Origin of the sequence: Pseudoalteromonas sp. SR45-1 (genome assembly GCF_014163655.1) — a bacterium.
Taxonomy (GTDB): domain Bacteria; phylum Pseudomonadota; class Gammaproteobacteria; order Enterobacterales; family Alteromonadaceae; genus Pseudoalteromonas; species Pseudoalteromonas distincta.
Genome location: NZ_JACJDR010000004.1, coordinates 127,200 through 146,435 on the forward strand (window position 1 = coordinate 127,200; position 19,236 = coordinate 146,435).

The window sequence follows — 19,236 nt, forward strand, 5'->3', positions numbered from 1 at the left end:
ACATTTAATACTGCGCACTTATTTTAGTTAGTTCTACAAATATAAACATTGAGGCTGTTGCAAGGGAGCACTATGGTTTTTAAATTCATAAAGGCAGCATATTCAGACCGAGACTACTTATTAAGCCTCAGAAAGCTGACTATGGTTGAACACTTAGAAAATGCCGGGTTATTTTTAACAGATCAACAGCATGTTTTAAGGCTTAATGATCAATATGACTGCTCCCATCTTATAGTTATAAATGAGGTACCAATTGGTACTTTAAAATACCAAACACACGCTCAATACGTTGAAATAATGCAATTACAAATACATCCATTGCACCAAAATAAAGGGTATGGGAAAGCGGTTATTGAATAAGTTATTACAAATACGCAGTCAAAACCCATTAAACTCACCGTGCTTAAAAACAACCCAGCATTAGGACTTTATAAGCGGCTGGGTTTTACTATAACGGATGAGGATAATTACGAGTACCACATGCAAACGCGAGCTACTCGTAGCTAAAATTAGTCGCTTTGATCTCTGAAGTCTTTTTTTCTGAAAATAGTTAAATGCCAACCCCAATGCAAAGAGCCTAATCTTAAAAAGATAGTCGTGAAAAATGAGCCTAAAATACACCAAATGTAATCTACATTAAGGCTAAATAAAGCGGCATAAACTGCACCACCCGCTAAACACGCAGAGGCGTATGGTTCGCTGCGCATAACAGTTGGTACCTCACGGCAAATTACGTCACGTATTAAACCACCAAATATACCTGTAGTAATACCCATGGTAATTGCGACCACCATACCAGAGCCATTAATGAGTGCTTTTTCTATCCCCATAATATTAAATAACGCCATACCCACAGCGTCTACTAATAAAAAGTAGTAATTATTAACGCGCGGTAAATATCGAATAAATGCAATTGTTGCTATAACGGCCCCATAGGTTGAATATAAATACTCTGGGGTTGCAATCCAAAATACCGGTTTGTTTAAAAGTATATCTCTGAGGGTACCGCCCCCTAATGCAGTAACGGTTGCAACCACTACGACGCCAAAGCCACTAATGTTTTTTTCATACCCAAGCAATGCCCCTGCAACAGCAAAAAATGCAACACCGAGTAACCCTAGTACCATAAAGTATTCAGCAGTCATGGTAATTCCTTTTTAAAGTTTATTAGGAGTTGTATCAACTTACGTGCCAAAAAACTGAGTGAATATAAATAAACCCACAATTTAAGTGACTGAAATTTATAAGCTTATTTCATTTATTAAAAAATATTAGCTATGTGATATTTAGTGAAGGATTAACAAGAGTAATTATTTTAATTATGGGTAGTTTTTACACGTTAAAGTACAGAGAGATTTTGTTACAGAGTTGCAGCCGAGCACTTTTAAATTTTAAGCAAAAATTAAATGAACAATAAAGCTATTACCTATATTACAAAAATAATAGGCAATATTGCATGTTGCCAATTTTGTTCTTTATTTTGATTATAGAGTGTTTGCATTGAGCTTTTATCATTATTGGTAAAACTATGCTGGCACTGCATACAGTTTTGGGCTTTTATGCTCACCCAAGTACCACATTTAATACATGCGTAACACCTCGACAGTTTATCAAACTCGTTTGTTTTCCTGAATATTCTCATTTATCTCCTCATTGCTTTTCGCCGCAGTAAGAAACCCAATGAATAATATATGCTCTTTAAATTCATTGTTACTTCTTTACTTTATTCAATAATTTTTACATTTGGAATGTTTTGTAAAAGGTAGGATTTTAAAGATTCAAACGCATCTTTATTGAAAATAAACTCAGTTGTTTTACCATCAACTTGATTATACGGTAGTGCAAATACACCGTGCCTCTTAGTTTTGTCGATGACAACTTTGTTAATATCGTTAATATTAAACACTTGCTTATAAACGTATAATATTTGCCCCTCAACGCGTACAGCCTTTAACGGGCTTTGCTCAACATTGCGCGAACGAATAAACACAAAATATAAAATAACGGGAAATAAAAACAGGTTAAACGCTTGCAAACTAAAAGGTTTATCTATCAATACAATATATGTTGAGTAACAAATTAAAGAGGCCGCTAGTGCTAAAATTAGTTGTGTGTTGTTTTTCATAATCATCCTTGGTTACTAGTCAAAAAAATCGGTAAGGTTTTTTAATTATATTACCAATTTAGTGAAATACGCCATTTTGTAACTTTTGCTAATCAAACTTAAATCCGGGCAAAGCTGCCATAATTAATATCCTGATTAATCTACATAACTCACTTTTGTTCCCGCTAAATGATCATGTAAACATCGTTTATCTTTTCCAAATATAAATAATGGATTAACAAAACCAGCTATAAACTGACCTACCGAAGGGACAAGTGATAATAGTTGCATACAAAGCATGCGTTTAAAGTAAATTGTAGTAAAGCTTGCTTGTGTACCATCTAAATTTTCAATACGGATAGACATTAAAGATTTACCAATTGTTTGTCCGCGTTGGTACATAAGGTAACCATGAAGCACTAACGTGCTTAATATGCCATAACCTAGCAAACCTGCAGATAAAGTAAGTGTTGGTTGGCTTAAATTATCAAACCCTACGAGTATGAATACAGGTATAAAACAAACAACACCTAAAACGCCATCAACAATAGCAGCCACTAGCCTGTCTGAGCGCGTTGCTTTTTCTCCTGCTACTTTTGATACAATATTTTCAGATGGGTTCTGTGCTTCTCGCGTTTTAATTAAGTCGTCTATTTCTTTTGCTCGATCTGGGTAGGCTTCGCGATCTATAGCTCTCGCTGATGAGTAAAGCTCATCTAAAGTGTAGGTAGAAAAATCAATTTCAGAGTCCATGAAAAAAATCCGTCATATAGTGTTATTAAAAAGCAATCTAACACAACTAATTCAAGCTATTCAATTATTTAAGATTATCAAATAAAAAAGCTACTAAAAAGTAGCCTTTAATTATTAATTAAATACCATTCAATTTGCTGTTAAAAATGCCATTTAACTAGCAAGTTTGGATTATGTTCGGTTTGACCATCTACACCAAATTTATTTTTCCAATAAACATACTCAATACCCACATCAAGGCGGCCTGTATCTAAGCCGAGCATAGGGGCAATATTGTATTTAATCTGCGAGGTAAAGTTAAAGCCACCTTCACTTTTACCAAACATTGTGTCGGTGCTATCTACAATATCTAAAAAGCCATCGTATCTAAAGTTACCTTTGTTGTAGCCCCACGTGACTGTTATTTGGTTATTATCTTCACGTTGAATACCTATATCATCTTGAAAACGACGATAATAAGCCACATTAAAATATTGAAAGCCAGGTACATCAAGTGATACACCGCCCCCTAATAAATAGTTATTTTGATCCGTATCTCCCGAGCCATACTCTGTTTGTAGGCCTAAAAACACCTCTTTAACAAAGCTATTTTGTGGCTTGTAAAGAGTAGGGTTTATGTTTAGCTCACCGTACACTTCATCGGGATTACTTAGTCTATCCATAAAGAAGAACGTACTGCCCCATGTATGTCCCGATGCATGCTCTATAGTAACAACACTTCTATCATCTTCAGTACCTGAAAACGGCTCTAGGTAGTCGGCTCCTGTCATTGCGGTAATACTAAAATCAGACCAAAGCTCTTTAGCCGATACACCTGTAGAGCACATTGCAATTGCAGTTACTAATGCTAATTTTTTTATTGTTTTGATTTTCATTGTTAATCCCTTTTATGATTTTTATTAGTTTAGTTAAGATGATCCGTACTTGCTGAGTAATTTTCTGGTAGTACCAACGTCATTATTATTGCGGTGATACCCGACACCGTCACTGCACTACCAAATATGGCAGTAACTAACTTAGGTGCGTTTGTAAACAACTCCGGTACAAAACTAACACCTAGCCCGAGCCCCAAACTCACCGCAATAATAAGTAAACTTCTGCGATTTATTTTTTCGCTGGCGAGTATTTTGACCCCAGCGGCTGCTACGGTGCCAAACATTACAAGCGTTGCACCGCCCAAAACAGGTTTAGGTATATTTTGTAATACAGCGCCAATCACAGGAAACAAGCCAAGAATAATTAAAATACTGCCTATCCACAGGCCAATATATCTGCTGGCAACTCCAGTTAGCTGAATAACGCCGTTGTTTTGACTAAAAGTAGTATTAGGAAAAGTATTAAATAAAGCGGCAATCATCGAGTTAACACCATCTCCTAAAATACCGCCGCGAATACGTGCTAAGTAACTAGGTCCTCTAACAGGTAACTTAGAAACCGCACAATTGGCAGTAATATCGCCTGTCGATTCAATTGCAGTAATAAGGTATAAAAAACCAAAGGCTATGAGTGCACCAAAATCAACATTAAAGCCGTATTTAAAAGGCAGTGGGATAGCAATTAGGTCAAATTCACCTAATTTAAAATTAGCGATACCTAATACAAACGCAAGTAACCAGCCAAGTATCATTGCAACTACCACAGCCGTTAGCCTCACCCATTGGTTTTTACTTGCATTAAGCAGCACCACTAAAGCAACAACCGAAAAACCAACAATTAAGTTGCTCGTTGAAGCAAATTTTTCAGGCATATTAGTAAGTAGCCATTGCCCGCCACCTATATCAGTCATACCTACTTTAATTAGGTAAATACCAATAGTAGTGATGACCACACCAGTAACTACTGGCTTAATTATTTTGCCTAATTTACTAATAAAAAAACTAATAAATACTTCAACAAAAGCGGCCAAAAAGCACACTGCAAATATAGTGGCAAGGACCTCGTCGTTATTGCCTCCGGTGGCTTTAACGGTAAAGCCTGTTGCTAAAATAGTCCCTAAAAAGGCAAAGCTTGTACCTTGCACACATATTAATCCTGAACCCACAGGGCCAACACGCCGCGCTTGTATAACCGTGCCTACACCAGATACAAATAATGCCATACTAATTAAATAAGGTATTTCAGCAGCTAAACCAAGCACACCGCCAATAATAAGCGTGGGTGTAATAATACCTACAAAGCTTGCGAGTACGTGCTGTAGTGCGGCAAAAAATGATTCAGTTACGCCTGGTTTGTCATCAACTGCATATATAATATCGTCAGACGAGCTTGTATTTATTGACATATAAACCTCTACGTTTTGCAAGTTAGCCACTGTATTTGTCTAAGTGACCAACTCATTGTTATTGCGTTAACCGCTTATTTAAGCTGCCCTTCAACGCCCTCAACATAAAAATCCATACCCAACAACGTTTTGTCGTCTATTGTTTTACCCGCATCAATAATCAGCTCACCTTGCTGATTTTTTATAGGGCCAGTAAATGGATGAAATTCACCTTTACCAATTTTCTCTGAAATAGCATTTACTTCACTTACTACATCACTTGGAATATCTTTACTTAGCGGCGCCAAGCGAGTCATCCCTGAGCCTATCCCTTTCCATATATCTTGCGATTGCCACTTATCGTCAAGTACTTGCTGTACGCGCTCTGCATAAAATTCATCCCAGTGATGAACCGCTGCCGTTAAATGTGCTTTTTTACCGTATCCGCTCATATCTGAGTGGTAGCCAATAGCGTAAATACCAGCGGCTTGCGCTGCTTGCAGTGGTGCAGGCGAATCAGTATGTTGAGTAATAATATCAACGCCTTGATCTATTAGGCTATCGGCAGCTTCACGCTCTTTACCCGGATCAAACCAGCTATTAACCCACACTACTTTTACTTTTGCATTCGGCTTTACTGAGCGCAAGCCAAGCGTAAATGCATTTATACCGCGTATTACCTCCGGAATAGGAAACGCAGCAATATAACCAATGCTGTCGGTTTTACTCATGTGTCCTGCAATAACACCTGTTAGGTAGCGTCCTTCGTAAATGCGATCAAAGTAAGTGCTTACGTTTTTTGCGCGTTTATAGCCTGTGGCATGCTCAAACTTTACATTAGGAAATCGTTTAGCCACTTTAAGTGTTGGGTTCATGTAGCCAAACGACGTGGTAAATATTAAATCGTGCCCGCTTTTAGCCAGTTGCGTAATAACACGCTCTGCATCCGCTCCTTCTGGTACGCTTTCGACAAAAGTAGTTTCTATTTTGTCGCCAAACTTTTCTTCTAGGTAGTGGCGGCTAGAGTCATGTGTATAAGTCCAACCGGCCTCACCTATGGGGCTTACATATACAAAGCCAACTTTTACGCTATCTTTTGCAATAGCAGATGCGCTTATGCCTAAGCTCAATGCAACCCCGAGTGCTGTTATAAGTTTTTTCATTGTTATTCTCCGTGTTATATTTTTAATATCCTGTTGTAGCAGGTGATTTGCCATATTGATTTTGTAATTAATTTAATGACCCTTGTGCCAAGGTTTACCTAGCCACATGGGTTCGTACATTTTTAATTTTTGTTTATTTTTACTTAGCATAATCAGTACTATAAGCGTTGCACCATAAGGCAACATGGCCAGTAAGTTAGACTCCACAGCCCACCCAAAAGCCTGTGCCACTAAGTGCATAATGCTGGCAAAGCCAAATAAATAAGCGCCAAGCATTACGCGCTCAATACGCCAGCTTGCAAACACCACTAAAGCAAGAGCTATCCAACCTCGCCCTGCAGTCATGTGTTGAGTCCAAAGTGGTGTATAAGCCAACGACAAATATGCGCCCGCAATGCCAGCCAGTGCGCCGCCAAACATTACGGCTAAATAACGTGTACGCATTACAGGTAATCCTAAGTTATTACCCACACTTGGGTTTTCGCCAATAGCTCGTACTGCAAGCCCTGCTCTGTGGTATTTAAAAAACAAATACGCACCAAGCACTAAACCCCAACTTAAATACACAATGGCGTCTTGCGAAAATAGCGCTTTGCCTAAAACCGGAATATGCTCAAACCCTGCAATTGCTAAAGTAGGTAACGCGTTAATGGTTTTTCCCTCATAGTCAGCACCTAAAAATGCCGAGAGGCCTGTACCAAAAATAGTCAGCGCTAAACCTGCCGCTACTTGGCTAGCATTTAAATTAAGTGCTACAAAAGCAAAAATAAGTGAGGCCATAACCCCGACCAAAGCTGCTACCGTAAAACCAATAAATAGGTTGTCGCATTGGTACATAGTTATAAACCCTGCCACTGCGCCAAGTAGCATCATGCCTTCTTGCCCTAAATTTAAGGTGCCGCTTTTTTCGCATACCATTTCACCCAGCGCCACCAGCAATAAGGGGGTGCCTGTACGAATAGTGGCGTATAAAATATTAGTAATTACATCTAATTCCATGATTTAAGACTCCTGTGCAATATGTATTGGCTGCGCTTTTTGTTGTTTAAATGGCAGCGAAAATCTAAGGCGATAAGTAATAAGCACATCGCACGAGAGTAGATAAAACAGCATTAACCCCTGAAAAATACCGGTTATAGCGTTAGGTAATCCCATGTTAATTTGCGCAAGTTCACCTCCCATATAAATAAGCCCCATTAATAAGCCCGCAAACGTAATTCCTACTGGGTGGAGTCGCCCTAAAAAAGCAACAATAATGGCGGCATAGCCATAACCGGGTGATATTTGCGGAACCAACTGTCCAATAGGCCCAGCTACTTCGCCCGCTCCAGCGAGCCCCGCCAAGCCCCCGCTAATAACTAGCACTCCGGCAATTAATAATGCTCGCTTGTAACCCGCCATTTTGGCCGCGGATGCATCAAGCCCAAGTACTTGTATTTGAAAGCCTATAAAGGTTTTACTAATAAAAACCCATGTGGCGCATAGCGCCAATAACGCAAACGCCAGGCCTAAGTGCAATCGAGTACCGTCGAATAAAACAGGCAATAACGTGCTATCGCCAAACAATGCACTTTCAGGAAAGTTATAACCGTGAGGATCTTTGAGTGGCCCATGAACAGCCCACAGCAATACATTTACTGCTATGTAGTTGAGCATTATGGTGACTAAAATTTCATTGGTGTTTAAACGCAGCTTCATAAAAGCAGCAAGCCCCGCCCACAACATGCCACCAGCAATACCAGCGAATAATGTAAGTGGCATTGCAAAAGCACTTGTTGAGTCAACAAAGTTAACGGCTACAGCACTTGCACATACACCACCAATAAGCAGTTGCCCTTCTGCGCCTATATTCCAAACCGATGCTCTATAACAAAGCGCTAAGCCATAGGCGCATAGCAAAATAGGAATGGTCATTACAAGTAGCTCTGTTACACCATACCAATCGGCAACAGGTGCTATAAGCAATGTATACAGGGCATTTAGAGGATCATGCCCTAATAAAGCAAACACCACGTAACCGGTTATTAATGTGAGTAAAATAGCTAAAACAGGAGAGAGATAGCTCCACGCTGGTGAGCGTTCAACACGTGGTTCTAACTTAATCATACGAGTGCCCCTTGTGGTGTGTGTACTTTAGGCTGGTTATTAAAAACATCGCTAAAGTCGCCAGCCATCCACTGCCCTAACTGCACAAGCGGTACGGTATCGGTATTTAAAATAGGAGACAGTTTGCCATCACAAATTGCGCCAATGCGGTCGCAAATTTTATAAAGTTCGTCTAAATCTTCTGAAATAACGAGTACCGCACACCCTTCGTCGCGAAGCTTTAAAATAGCTTCATGTATCGCCACCTGTGCACCTATATCTACACCCCAAGTAGGGTGCGACATAACGAGTAGTTTTGGACTTTGCTCTACCTCGCGACCAATAATAAATTTTTGTAAATTACCACCTGAAAGGCTAGCTGCATGAGTGCGAAAACTTGGCGTTTTAACCTTGTATTTTGTAATGATTTTATTAGCAAGCTCAGTAATTTTTTGTTTTACTAAAAAGCCATTTTTAACCAGCCCATTATCAAAACTAGTAAGCAATGCATTTTGTGCCAAATCCATAGTGGGCACGGCTCCTCGCCCAAGCCTATCCTCTGGCACACATGCAAGCCCAAGGCGGCGCCTTTTTAGCGGGCACAGTGCATCAACTACGGTATTTTTAAATTTAATGGCGCTACTACTAGCTTGAATTTGTTCCCCCGAAAGCACTTTTAATAACTCTTCTTGTCCGTTGCCTGCAACACCCGCAATCCCCACTATTTCGCCTTGCTGTACTGCAAAGTTAATGTTTTTAAGGGGGGTTTCAAATAATGCTTGTGCGGCGGTGGTTAAATTATTAACGGTTAAAAAATCCGCAGTACCCAAAGCTCTGCGAGTTTGGTTACTAATTGGCGTGTTGTCGCCTACCATCAGCCTAGCAATTGACTCACTAGTTTCGTTTTTAGGAATACAATGCCCGCTTACTTTCCCGCCTCTCAAAATGGTCGCACTGTCACATAGCTCAATCACTTCGTGCAGTTTATGGCTAATAAACAGCACAGAGCAGCCTTCTTTTTTAAGTGACTTTAGGGTTTTAAATAATGCATCGACTTCTTGTGGAGTCAGTACTGAAGTGGGTTCGTCTAAAATAAGTAACTGAATATCTAATAATAAGCATCTAACAATTTCTACTCGTTGGCGCTCGCCAGTTGAAAGTGTTGATACCAGTCTATGGGGGTCTAATGGCATACCATAACGTGTTGATGTTTTCGTAATTCGACCCGCAAGCGTGCTGCTATGCCCTGCTAAATCACCTAACGCTAGTTCAATATTTTGGGCGACCGTAAGTGTTTCAAATAACGAAAAGTGCTGAAACACCATTCCAATGCCTAAATCACGCGCATCAGCAGGCTCTTTTATATTCATTATACGGCCGTTGAAAAACATGTCCCCTTGGTCAGGTTTAATCACACCATAAAGCATTTTCATTAATGTGCTTTTACCTGCACCGTTTTCACCTAATAAGGCATGCACTTCACCATGCTTAATTTTTAAGGTTACGTCATTATTGGCTATACATCCGGGATACTGCTTTGTCATTCCCTGCATAGTAAGGCGGTATTTATTATTCATTATTAGGGCCTATTTGTACTTAATGAGCAATTTAGCCTACTTAAAACATCAACTGACCAACCGGTCAACAATGGCATGGTAACTGCAATATACTTACCAAGATGAAAAAGTATTTTTCTTACCCGTGCGCAAACAACAAGAAAAAACATACGCCAAGCCTTTATGTATCAGGGCTTTATAAAAATTAAGGGGGTCTGTGTGATTCAATTTTTATTAAATAACACGCCAATTGAAGTACAAGAATGTTCGCCAAGTCTCACCATTTTGGACTGGCTACGCACCAAAAAAGGGAAAGTGGGCACCAAAGAAGGGTGTGCAACTGGCGACTGTGGTGCGTGCACAATATTAGTGGGTGAAGAGCGTATAAATGCAAACGGGCAAACTAGTTGGCAATACAAAACAATGAACAGCTGTTTATTGTTATTAGGTAATGCGCATGCAAAACATATAGTAACGGTAGAGGCTGTGACTACTGGCTTATACCCAAACTTAACCGATTTACATCCCGTACAACGTGCACTGGTAGAGTGCCATGGTTCGCAATGTGGTTTTTGCACGCCCGGTATAATAATGAGTTTGTTGGCTCTTTATATTAATGAGCCAACGTACCCTGGTAAAAAAGCGGTTATTCATGCACTTGGCGGTAACTTATGCCGTTGTACAGGTTATAGCCCTATATTACTTGCAGCCGAAAAAGCCTATAGCTATGAACGTAAAGCTGAACCGTACTCAGCAATGGCCGCTCAATTTAAAGCATCACTTAATACGCAATATGATGACGATATTCCATTTTTAAAAAATGGTCCTCGTAAATTTTACTTACCACAAACTGCCCAGCAACTTGTTGAGCTAAAAGCGCTTTATCCTTATGCACATTTAGTTGCTGGTGGCACCGACTTTGCCATTGAGCTTAGCCAAAACATGCTCTTACCAGATGTAATTATCTCCCTTAGCCAAGTAAAGGAGTTTTGCACCTTGGCAGATAATAACGGTGAGTTACACATTGGTGCAGCACTACCTTATAGCCAATTTGTTGAAGTATTTTATAACCATTACCCAGAGTCAAAAGAGCTATTTGAACGCTTAGGATCAAGCCAAGTACGTAACAGCGGCACGCTTGGTGGCAGCATAGGGAATGCCTCTCCTATTGGCGATCCAGCTCCCCTTTTAATCGCTCTTAATGCATCAATGGATTTATTAAGCAGCGCTGGTACGCGTACTATTAAAGTTGCTGACTACTTTATTGATTACAAAAAAACAGCTCTTAAAAGCGATGAAGTAATTAGTAAGTTCACCATTCCAAAGCGCCCAGAGTCGCTAAAACTGGCATGTCATAAAATATCAAAACGCTTTGAAGACGATATATCTACCGTTTGTTTGGTGCTTGCTATAGAGCATTCACAAAACATGATTACCCAAGCCCGCTGCGCTATGGGCGGTATGGCTGCTATTCCTAAGCGCGCACATCATATTGAGCAAAAGCTGATATCTCAATCATTACAAGTAAGTAGTTTTATAGACGCAGCAACGGCTATTAACGATGACTTTACGCCCATGAGCGATGTGAGAAGCAGTGCGCATTACCGCACCACGGTAAGCAAAAACTTATTACAACGCATTGGTATTGAGTTTTGTGAGCCACAAGCACGCAACAATAACAACATTGCCATTACGAGGATCTCACATGCGTCACTTTGAAATGGATAAACTAAAAGCGCAAGGTGGTAGCGTTGGAGAATCTAAATATCACGAAAGCGCTATTAAACAAGTTTGTGGCAGTGCAAATTTTGCCGACGATAACCCTGAGCCTTACGGTTGCCTGCATGCCTACCCAGTGCTCGCCCCTGTTACAAGCGGCTTTATTAAATCAATAGATACCAGTCTCGCACTGGCAGTTGAAGGCGTTAAACGTATTTTATCGGCCGAAGATGTTCCGGGTAAATTAGATATTGGCCCGGTATTTCCTGGTGATGTACTGCTGACCAGCCATGAAATTCAATACCACGGGCAACCTGTATTAATTGTCGTTGCCGACACCTATGAAATAGCGCGCCGCGCTGCACGCTTGGTGGTTATAGAGTGCGAGCAAACTACACCCATACTTGATATTAAAGAAGCCATTAGCAAAGAGCATTGGGTAAGGCCGCCCCATTCACTTAACCGTGGTAACAGCGAAAACGCCATTAATGACGCAACCCACCAGCTTAAAGGCGAAATAAGCATAGGCGGGCAAGAACACTTTTATTTAGAAGGCCAAATTGCGCTGGCGCAACCTGATAATGACGGGGGCATTCATGTTCAGTGTTCTACGCAACACCCTACTGAGGTGCAGCACTTAGTTGCTAAAATTTTAAAAAAGCCATTTAGCTTTGTAAACGTAGAAACCCGCCGTATGGGCGGTGCTTTTGGCGGCAAAGAAACCCAAGGCGCACCATGGGCATGCCTTGCAGCTCTTGCGGTTTACCACCTTGGCTGCGCAGTAAAAATGCGCCTAGCCCGCAGCGACGATTTTAAATTAACCGGTAAGCGCCACCCTTTTTATAATCACTATCATGTTGGTTTTGACGAAAATGGTTTAATAGAAGGTGCCGACATTACCGTAAACGGATTTTGTGGCTACTCCCCCGACTTATCGGATGCAATTGTAGACCGCGCCATGTTTCATGCCGATAACGCCTACTACTACCCAGCCGCCACAATTAAGGGTAATCGCTGTAAAGTAAATACCGTAAGCCATACCGCATTTAGAGGATTTGGTGGCCCGCAAGGCATGATTATGGGCGAGCTAATAATGGACGATATAGCAGCTAAATTAGGTAAAGATCCGCTTGAAATTAGAAAACTCAATTTATATAAAAAAGGCCGCGATACCACGCCGTACCATCAAACCGTAGAGCAACATATTTTAATAGATATGATTGCTCAGCTTGAGGAGTCGGGTGACTACTGGGCACGTAAAGAGGCTATTAAAGCATTTAACGTATCGTCACCTATTATAAAAAAAGGCCTTGCAATGACGCCGGTTAAATACGGTATATCGTTTACTGTACAACACTTAAACCAAGCCGGTGCATTAGTGCATGTATATAGCGATGGCTCTATACATTTAAACCACGGCGGCACCGAAATGGGCCAAGGGCTGAATACCAAAATTGCGCAAATTGTAGCCCATGGCTTTGGGGTCGATTTTAACGCGGTAAGTATTAGTGCTACGCGTACCGACAAGGTGCCAAACACTTCACCAACAGCGGCCTCAAGTGGTACCGACTTAAACGGCATGGCGGCGCTAAATGCAGTAAACACAATAAAAGAGCGCTTAATTGATTTTATTACCGAGCACTTTGAAGTAGACAGCAACACTGTTGTATTTAAAGATAACCTCATTACTTTTAGTAAAGGGGAAATTAGCTTTAGCGAACTTGCGAATCTTGCTTACATGAATCGTATATCGCTTTCATCTACCGGTTACTACGCCACACCAAAAATTCATTACGATAGAGCCAAAGGTGAAGGCCGCCCATTTTTTTACTACGCTCACGGCGTAGCGCTCAGCGAAGTAGAAGTAGATACCCTAACTGGTGAAAACACGGTAACTCGCGTTGATATACTGCATGATGTAGGCAGTTCAATTAATCCAGCACTTGATATAGGGCAAATTGAAGGCGCCTTTGTACAAGGTATGGGCTGGCTAACAACCGAAGACTTACAATGGAATGATAAAGGCCAGCTTGCAAGCTTTGGCCCAGCCAACTACAAAATACCAGCCATTGGCGATACCCCTGCCGAATTTAACGTCAATCTTTATAACTCAGCAAATCCAGAAACCACCGTGTTTAGATCAAAAGCCGTAGGCGAGCCGCCATTTATGCTGGCCTTTAGTGTATGGAGCGCCATTCGTAATGCAATAAGCAGTGTGGCTGATTACAAATACACCGCCCCACTGGATACACCCGCAACCCCAGAGCGAGTATTGAGTGCAATTGAGCAAACCGCTAGCTGGTTTAAGGAGCATCAACATGACTAATTTAAATGAGTCGTTTCAGGGTTTTCATACGCAAAATTGGGCGCAGGCTATAAACGAGCACGAACAAAGCGGCACTAACTATGTAATTGCCACGGTACTTGGCACCAATGGCTCAACCCCACGCGGCACAGGCTCTAAAATGGTAATAAGCGGCGAGCATATTTACGACACCCTTGGCGGTGGCCATCTTGAGTACGTAGTAATAGAAAAAGCCCGCGAACTACTTTCCAAAGGCGAAGCCGCCCAAGTAATTGAGCAATTTAACCTAGGTGCAAATTTAGGCCAGTGCTGCGGCGGGGCTGCCACCGTTATGCTTGAATGCATGCAATGCGAGCGCTTTACCTTAGACATTTATGGCGCAGGCCACGTAGCACAGGCGCTTATTGGTATATTGGCACAACTACCTATGCGCATACGCTGGATAGATAGCCGCGCCGATGTATTCCCACAGGCTATTCCAAATAACGTAGTAAAAGTGGTTGATGAAGAACCAACAGAGCAAGTAAAACGTGCGCCTAAAGCTAACAACTACTTAATATTGACCCATAACCACCAGCTCGACTTTGCACTCACCCAAGCCATTATTAAACGCGCCGATGCCAATTGGCTTGGTGTAATTGGCTCTGACACTAAAGCCAAACGCTTTAAGCAGCGCCTAGCACATCGCGATTTTACAGCCGATCAAATACAGCAAATGACCTGCCCTGTTGGGCTTAATAACATTTCGGGCAAATTACCAATGGAAGTGGCTATTTCGATTAGTGGACAGCTAATTGGCCTTTATCAGGCTATGCAAACCCAAGAGCCAAAACGCCAAGGCTTGCAATGGCGCACACTAAAAAATGCCTTAATTAGCACCACGCAAGAGGAAGTAAACGCATGAGTAGTTTACAAATAAATACGCTAAATGATGCACAAGTAAAACAAGCACTTGAGCATTGCTGCGCGGCCCCTAACTGGGTGGCGGGCATGGTAAAAGCAATGCCATTTAAAAGTGCTCAGCAGCTGTTTGAATGCGCACAAAGCACATGGGATAACCTTGGCGAAAGTGACTATTTAGCTGCCTTTGAAGGCCACCCGCAAATAGGCGACTTATCAACCCTTAGCAAAAAATACGCTGCTACCGCACAAAAAGCGGGGCATGAGCAATCGGGTATGAGCAAAGCAAACGAAGCCGTACTTACCAAAATGATTGCCCTCAATAAAGAGTACCTGAACAAGTTTGGCTTTATTTTTATTGTGTGCGCCACCGGTAAAACGGCCGAACAAATGCTCGAACTCATAGAGCAGCGCATACACAACACCCGCAGTACAGAGCTAAATATAGCCGCGGGCGAACAAGCCAAAATAACAAAAATAAGATTGGAGTCACTGCTATGAGCAAAAGCCCTATAACTACCCATATACTTGATACAAGCACCGGAAAACCATCAGCAAATGTTGCTGTTAAGCTATTTAAACTTACAAATAACGAATGGGTACAACTAACCCAAGGCAAAACCGATTCCGATGGGCGAATTACCGATTGGCTCAATACAGAAGTAGAATTTGCAACCTATAAGCTAGTATTTGATTTAGATAGTTATTACCAAAACCAACCTACCCCTGCGTTTTACCCAGAGGCGCAAATAACGTTTAGATTACAAGATACTAAACATCACCATATTCCGTTGTTGCTTAGCCCGTTTGGCTACTCTACATACAGAGGTAGCTAATAATGAGCACGCAAAACAATAATAACTTAACAGTAGTTTGTGCCGATATACTCGACTTTGTTGACGACCCTGCCATTGCTGGCGAAAACGCCCATCGTTTTTTTGAAAAAGGCGCATTAGTTATCAAGCACGGCAAAGTAGTTAAGCTTGGCTATGAGCAAGACATACTGCCTACAATTGATAAATCAGCGCGTGTTATCCGCCACGATGGCAAACTCGTTATGCCTGGTATGATTGACACACACATACATTTGCCGCAAACCGAAATGGTAGGCGCGTATGGCGAGCAGCTTTTAAGTTGGCTCACCGAATACGCCTTCCCAACCGAAAAAAAGTTTACCTGTGAGCATTATTCAAAAGAGATATCTAACCGCTTTTTAGACGAGCTGCTGCGCAATGGCACAACCACTGCCCTTGTATTTGGCACTGTGCATCCGCAATCGGTTGATGCGTTTTTTAAAGAATCACAAAAACGCAATTTACGCATGATTGCCGGTAAAGTAATGATGGACCGTAACTGCCCTGACGACTTATCTGATTGCGCGCAAACAAGTTATGACGAATCTAAAGCCCTCATCGAAAAATGGCACAATATTGATAGGTTAAGCTACGCAGTTACACCGCGTTTTGCCCCCACATCAACCCCTGAGCAACTTCAAAAATGTACTCAGTTGCTTGAAGAATACCCAGACACCTACCTGCATACACACTTATCTGAAAACAAAGACGAGTGCGAATGGGTAAAAGGACTATTTCCAGAAGCCGAAGATTACTTAGGCGTGTACGAGCAAGCAAAAATGGTACGTAAACGCTCAGTATTTGCCCATAGTATTCATTTATCTGAGCGCGAGCTATGCTGCCTTGCAGATAACAATGCGGCAATATCGCACTGCCCTACCTCAAACCTATTTTTAGGATCAGGACTTTTAAATTTAAAAGCCTGTGAAGAGCACGGCATAAACGTAGGCATGGGTACCGATGTAGGCGCGGGAACAAGCTTTTCTATGCTACAAACAGGTAACGAAGCGTACAAAATTCAGCAATTACAAGGTCAAAAGTTTTCAGCATTTAAAGGGTTGTATTTAGCAACACTCGGCGGTGCTAGAACGCTCGATTTAGAAGGGACAATTGGTAATTTTGAAGCCGGTTGTGAAGCCGATTTTATTGTAATGGATTGTTCAGCAACCCCATTTTTAAAATTTAGAATACAGCATGCCAAAACCCTGCATGAAAAATTATTTGCAATGATGATGTTAGGCGACGACCGCTGCGTTGAGCAAACCTACATTATGGGTAAAAGTGTGTATAAGCGCGATGATAACAATCAATTTTCAGACACCCGCTCACCGGTATTAGAAGAGGCTTAACCGTTATGGAAAACTATTTATTTGAGCTTGCTCATTTAGTACTGCGTTATTTTCATGTTATTGCTGGTATAGCATGGATTGGCGCTTCATTTTATTTTGCATGGCTTGATAACAACCTACAAACACCACCGCAGTGGAAAATAGATAAAGGCATAAAAGGCGATTTATGGGCCGTGCATGGTGGTGGCTTTTACGAAGTGGCTAAGTATCAAAATGGCCCTGAACAAATGCCGCATACTTTGCACTGGTTTAAGTGGGAAGCCTACACAACGTGGATCACCGGTATATTACTATTTAGCTTACTTTATTATGTTGGCGCCGATGTGTATTTAATTGATAACAGTAAAAGTGAGCTAAGTAAATTTGCAGCTATTGGCGCATCCCTTGGTTTTATTGGCTTAGGTTATGGTGTTTATCGTTTATTGTGTAAAACCTCACTGGTCGAAAACGGCAAAGTGTTTATTGCTGTAGTTATTGGTTTATTAGCTCTGTGGACTTTTGGGGTTGATCAATTATTTAGCGACCGCGCTGTGTATATTCATGTAGGTGCACTTATTGGTACTTGTATGGTTGGCAATGTGTATCACATTATTATGCCAGGGCAACGCTATATGATAAGTGAAGTAGAAGCCGGTAGAATCCCTGATTCAGCGCCAGGTTTAAAGGCAAAGCTGTGTTCTATTCATAATAACTACGCCACGTTACCCGTGGTATTTATTATGCTTAGCAATCACTTTCCTTATACCTACAGCCACAACTTTGGCTGGCTTATTTTAATTGCGCTGTTTGGTATTGGTATGTGGATACGCCATTATTTTAACTTAAAACATCAAGGCGTTAATAAACCTTCAGTACTTGTAAGTGGTATTGCCGCCTTTTTTGCCCTTATGCTGGCAATAGCACCTTGGCCCAGTACACCAACAAATGCAGGCGAAAGCGCGCCTTTACAAACAAGTATTACCGACGCACAAGCGTGGGATATAATTAGCAAGCACTGTACACAGTGTCACAGCGAAACACCCACCTCTGAGCTTTTTCAAACCGCGCCGCTAGGCTTTAAGCTCGACTCTATTAATGATGTAAAAAAGGCCAGCACGCTTATTCATACCCGCGCGGTTATAACAAAAGATATGCCATTGGCCAATATGACCAAAATGACAGACACAGAGCGCGAAACGCTAGGCTCTTGGCTCAGCGCACTTAAAAAGGAGCAATAACATGAGCGAGCAATTTAAAAACTACCCGCGCGATTTAATTGGTTATGGTCCAGATGTACCCCATGCAAATTGGCCCAATAAAGCCCGTATAGCTGTACAAGTGGTATTAAATTACGAAGAAGGCGGCGAAAACTGTGTATTGCATGGTGATGCAGCAGCCGAAACATTTTTATCTGAAATAGTCAGTGCCCCGCATGTAGAAGACCGCCATATAAGCATGGAATCTATTTACGAATATGGCTCACGCGCTGGCGTGTGGAGGCTACTGCGTTTATTTAAAAAATACGATATACCGGTCACCATTTTTGCAGTGGCGATGGCCCTTGAGCGCCACCCCGATGTAGCTAAAGCCTTTGTTAAAGCGGGCCACGAGATTGCAAGCCATGGCCTGCGCTGGATTAATTATCAAAATATAGATAAGCAAACCGAACGCGAGCATATGCAACAAGCCATTGAGATCATTCAAACGCTTACCGGTAAAAAGCCCAAAGGCTGGTACACAGGGCGCACAAGCCCTAACACAGCAGCCCTTGTGGTAGAAAATGGCTCGTTTTTATATGATGCCGACGATTACAGCGACGACCTACCTTTTTACAGTATTAAAGAAAGTAAACTACAGTTAATAGTGCCCTACACGCTTGATGTAAACGACATGCGCTTTGCTGCCGTGCAGGGTTTTAATGCCGGGGATCAGTTTTATAATTACTTAAAAGATGCATTCGATACACTATACGAGGAAGGCGACCCACAAGGTGAAAACGCCCCAAAGATGATGTCGATAGGTTTGCATTGCCGCCTAATTGGCAGACCAGGAAGAATAAAAGCATTAGCACGGTTTTTAGAATATGCTCGCTCGCATGATCAGGTTTGGTTTGCCACACGTGAGCAAATAGCCGAGCACTGGCTTAAAACCCATCCATATAAAAAAGCATAGTTTATATTTTTTAAAACATAAAAAAGCCCAGCAATGC

Annotated in this window: 18 protein-coding genes; 9 read left to right on the forward strand and 9 right to left on the reverse strand. The window is 41.6% G+C overall.

Going from position 1 to position 19,236, the window contains the following annotated elements:
* The first annotated feature begins 72 nt into the window (after positions 1-72).
* Positions 73-360, forward strand: a complete 288-nt coding sequence (locus tag H5089_RS06055) for a GNAT family N-acetyltransferase (protein ID WP_404936380.1) — start codon at positions 73-75, stop codon at positions 358-360.
* Between the two features lie 149 nt (positions 361-509).
* On the opposite strand, the gene H5089_RS06060 is transcribed toward H5089_RS06055, so the two are convergent.
* From H5089_RS06060 to H5089_RS06100, 9 genes are all read right to left on the reverse strand, one after another.
* The gene (locus tag H5089_RS06060; RefSeq protein ID WP_004334621.1) at positions 510-1,145 is read right to left on the reverse strand and encodes a trimeric intracellular cation channel family protein; all 636 of its coding nucleotides are present in this window, start codon (positions 1,143-1,145) and stop codon (positions 510-512) included.
* Between the two features lie 578 nt (positions 1,146-1,723).
* Entirely contained in the window at positions 1,724-2,125 is a 402-nt protein-coding gene (locus tag H5089_RS06065; protein WP_076924301.1) for a hypothetical protein, read from the reverse strand.
* A 135-nt stretch (positions 2,126-2,260) separates the two neighbouring features.
* On the reverse strand, positions 2,261-2,857 hold the full coding sequence (locus tag H5089_RS06070; RefSeq protein WP_182711744.1) for an RDD family protein: 597 nt from the start codon (positions 2,855-2,857) through the stop codon (positions 2,261-2,263).
* A gap of 140 nt (positions 2,858-2,997) precedes the next feature.
* Positions 2,998-3,732, reverse strand: a complete 735-nt coding sequence (locus tag H5089_RS06075; protein WP_182675000.1) for a DUF5020 family protein — start codon at positions 3,730-3,732, stop codon at positions 2,998-3,000.
* Positions 3,733-3,761: 29 nt separating this feature from the next.
* The gene (locus H5089_RS06080; protein ID WP_182711745.1) at positions 3,762-5,138 is read right to left on the reverse strand and encodes a uracil-xanthine permease family protein; all 1,377 of its coding nucleotides are present in this window, start codon (positions 5,136-5,138) and stop codon (positions 3,762-3,764) included.
* A 74-nt stretch (positions 5,139-5,212) separates the two neighbouring features.
* Positions 5,213-6,280 (reverse strand): BMP family ABC transporter substrate-binding protein, encoded by a 1,068-nt coding sequence (locus tag H5089_RS06085; RefSeq protein ID WP_182711746.1) that lies wholly within the window; start codon positions 6,278-6,280, stop codon positions 5,213-5,215.
* A gap of 72 nt (positions 6,281-6,352) precedes the next feature.
* Positions 6,353-7,279 carry an ABC transporter permease gene (locus H5089_RS06090; protein ID WP_182711747.1) on the reverse strand — a complete coding sequence of 309 codons (927 nt, stop codon included), beginning with the start codon at positions 7,277-7,279 and terminating at the stop codon, positions 6,353-6,355.
* A gap of 3 nt (positions 7,280-7,282) precedes the next feature.
* Positions 7,283-8,386, reverse strand: a complete 1,104-nt coding sequence (locus H5089_RS06095) for an ABC transporter permease (RefSeq protein WP_182692491.1) — start codon at positions 8,384-8,386, stop codon at positions 7,283-7,285.
* Entirely contained in the window at positions 8,383-9,942 is a 1,560-nt protein-coding gene (locus tag H5089_RS06100) for an ABC transporter ATP-binding protein (RefSeq protein ID WP_182711748.1), read from the reverse strand. The genes H5089_RS06095 and H5089_RS06100 overlap by 4 nt, the downstream gene beginning before the upstream one ends.
* 198 nt (positions 9,943-10,140) lie before the next feature.
* Between H5089_RS06100 and xdhA the strand changes: the two genes are divergently transcribed.
* The 8 genes from xdhA to puuE are packed head-to-tail and all read left to right on the forward strand — an operon-like array spanning position 10,141 to position 19,199.
* Positions 10,141-11,640 (forward strand): xanthine dehydrogenase small subunit, encoded by a 1,500-nt coding sequence (gene xdhA / locus H5089_RS06105; RefSeq protein WP_182711749.1) that lies wholly within the window; start codon positions 10,141-10,143, stop codon positions 11,638-11,640.
* On the forward strand, positions 11,627-13,966 hold the full coding sequence (gene xdhB / locus H5089_RS06110; RefSeq protein WP_182711750.1) for a xanthine dehydrogenase molybdopterin binding subunit: 2,340 nt from the start codon (positions 11,627-11,629) through the stop codon (positions 13,964-13,966). Before xdhA ends, xdhB begins: the two co-directional genes overlap by 14 nt.
* Entirely contained in the window at positions 13,959-14,849 is an 891-nt protein-coding gene (gene xdhC / locus H5089_RS06115; protein WP_182711751.1) for a xanthine dehydrogenase accessory protein XdhC, read from the forward strand. Before xdhB ends, xdhC begins: the two co-directional genes overlap by 8 nt.
* Complete coding sequence (uraD, locus tag H5089_RS06120; RefSeq protein ID WP_024606698.1) at positions 14,846-15,346, forward strand: 2-oxo-4-hydroxy-4-carboxy-5-ureidoimidazoline decarboxylase; 501 nt, start codon at positions 14,846-14,848, stop codon at positions 15,344-15,346. Before xdhC ends, uraD begins: the two co-directional genes overlap by 4 nt.
* A complete protein-coding gene (gene uraH / locus H5089_RS06125; RefSeq protein WP_182711752.1) occupies positions 15,343-15,681 on the forward strand; it encodes a hydroxyisourate hydrolase in 339 nt (112 codons plus the stop codon). Before uraD ends, uraH begins: the two co-directional genes overlap by 4 nt.
* Before the next feature lie 2 nt (positions 15,682-15,683).
* Positions 15,684-17,048 (forward strand): guanine deaminase, encoded by a 1,365-nt coding sequence (guaD, locus tag H5089_RS06130; RefSeq protein ID WP_024595279.1) that lies wholly within the window; start codon positions 15,684-15,686, stop codon positions 17,046-17,048.
* A 5-nt stretch (positions 17,049-17,053) separates the two neighbouring features.
* Positions 17,054-18,265: a urate hydroxylase PuuD gene (locus H5089_RS06135; protein ID WP_182711753.1), complete on the forward strand. Its 1,212-nt coding sequence runs from the start codon at positions 17,054-17,056 to the stop codon at positions 18,263-18,265.
* A gap of 1 nt (position 18,266) precedes the next feature.
* Positions 18,267-19,199: an allantoinase PuuE gene (gene puuE, locus H5089_RS06140; protein WP_182711754.1), complete on the forward strand. Its 933-nt coding sequence runs from the start codon at positions 18,267-18,269 to the stop codon at positions 19,197-19,199.
* Positions 19,200-19,236 lie beyond the last annotated feature (37 nt).

Bases quoted from the DNA above. Each gene is read 5' to 3' on its own strand.
- H5089_RS06055 (WP_404936380.1), top strand. From the start codon at position 73: ATGGTTTTTAAATTCATAAAGGCAGCATATTCAGACCGAGACTACTTA.
- H5089_RS06060 (WP_004334621.1), bottom strand. From the start codon at position 1,145: ATGACTGCTGAATACTTTATGGTACTAGGGTTACTCGGTGTTGCATTT.
- H5089_RS06065 (WP_076924301.1), bottom strand. From the start codon at position 2,125: ATGAAAAACAACACACAACTAATTTTAGCACTAGCGGCCTCTTTAATT.
- H5089_RS06070 (WP_182711744.1), bottom strand. From the start codon at position 2,857: ATGGACTCTGAAATTGATTTTTCTACCTACACTTTAGATGAGCTTTAC.
- H5089_RS06075 (WP_182675000.1), bottom strand. From the start codon at position 3,732: ATGAAAATCAAAACAATAAAAAAATTAGCATTAGTAACTGCAATTGCA.
- H5089_RS06080 (WP_182711745.1), bottom strand. From the start codon at position 5,138: ATGTCAATAAATACAAGCTCGTCTGACGATATTATATATGCAGTTGAT.
- H5089_RS06085 (WP_182711746.1), bottom strand. From the start codon at position 6,280: ATGAAAAAACTTATAACAGCACTCGGGGTTGCATTGAGCTTAGGCATA.
- H5089_RS06090 (WP_182711747.1), bottom strand. From the start codon at position 7,279: ATGGAATTAGATGTAATTACTAATATTTTATACGCCACTATTCGTACA.
- H5089_RS06095 (WP_182692491.1), bottom strand. From the start codon at position 8,386: ATGATTAAGTTAGAACCACGTGTTGAACGCTCACCAGCGTGGAGCTAT.
- H5089_RS06100 (WP_182711748.1), bottom strand. From the start codon at position 9,942: ATGAATAATAAATACCGCCTTACTATGCAGGGAATGACAAAGCAGTAT.
- xdhB (WP_182711750.1), top strand. From the start codon at position 11,627: ATGCGTCACTTTGAAATGGATAAACTAAAAGCGCAAGGTGGTAGCGTT.
- xdhC (WP_182711751.1), top strand. From the start codon at position 13,959: ATGACTAATTTAAATGAGTCGTTTCAGGGTTTTCATACGCAAAATTGG.
- uraD (WP_024606698.1), top strand. From the start codon at position 14,846: ATGAGTAGTTTACAAATAAATACGCTAAATGATGCACAAGTAAAACAA.
- uraH (WP_182711752.1), top strand. From the start codon at position 15,343: ATGAGCAAAAGCCCTATAACTACCCATATACTTGATACAAGCACCGGA.
- guaD (WP_024595279.1), top strand. From the start codon at position 15,684: ATGAGCACGCAAAACAATAATAACTTAACAGTAGTTTGTGCCGATATA.
- H5089_RS06135 (WP_182711753.1), top strand. From the start codon at position 17,054: ATGGAAAACTATTTATTTGAGCTTGCTCATTTAGTACTGCGTTATTTT.
- puuE (WP_182711754.1), top strand. From the start codon at position 18,267: ATGAGCGAGCAATTTAAAAACTACCCGCGCGATTTAATTGGTTATGGT.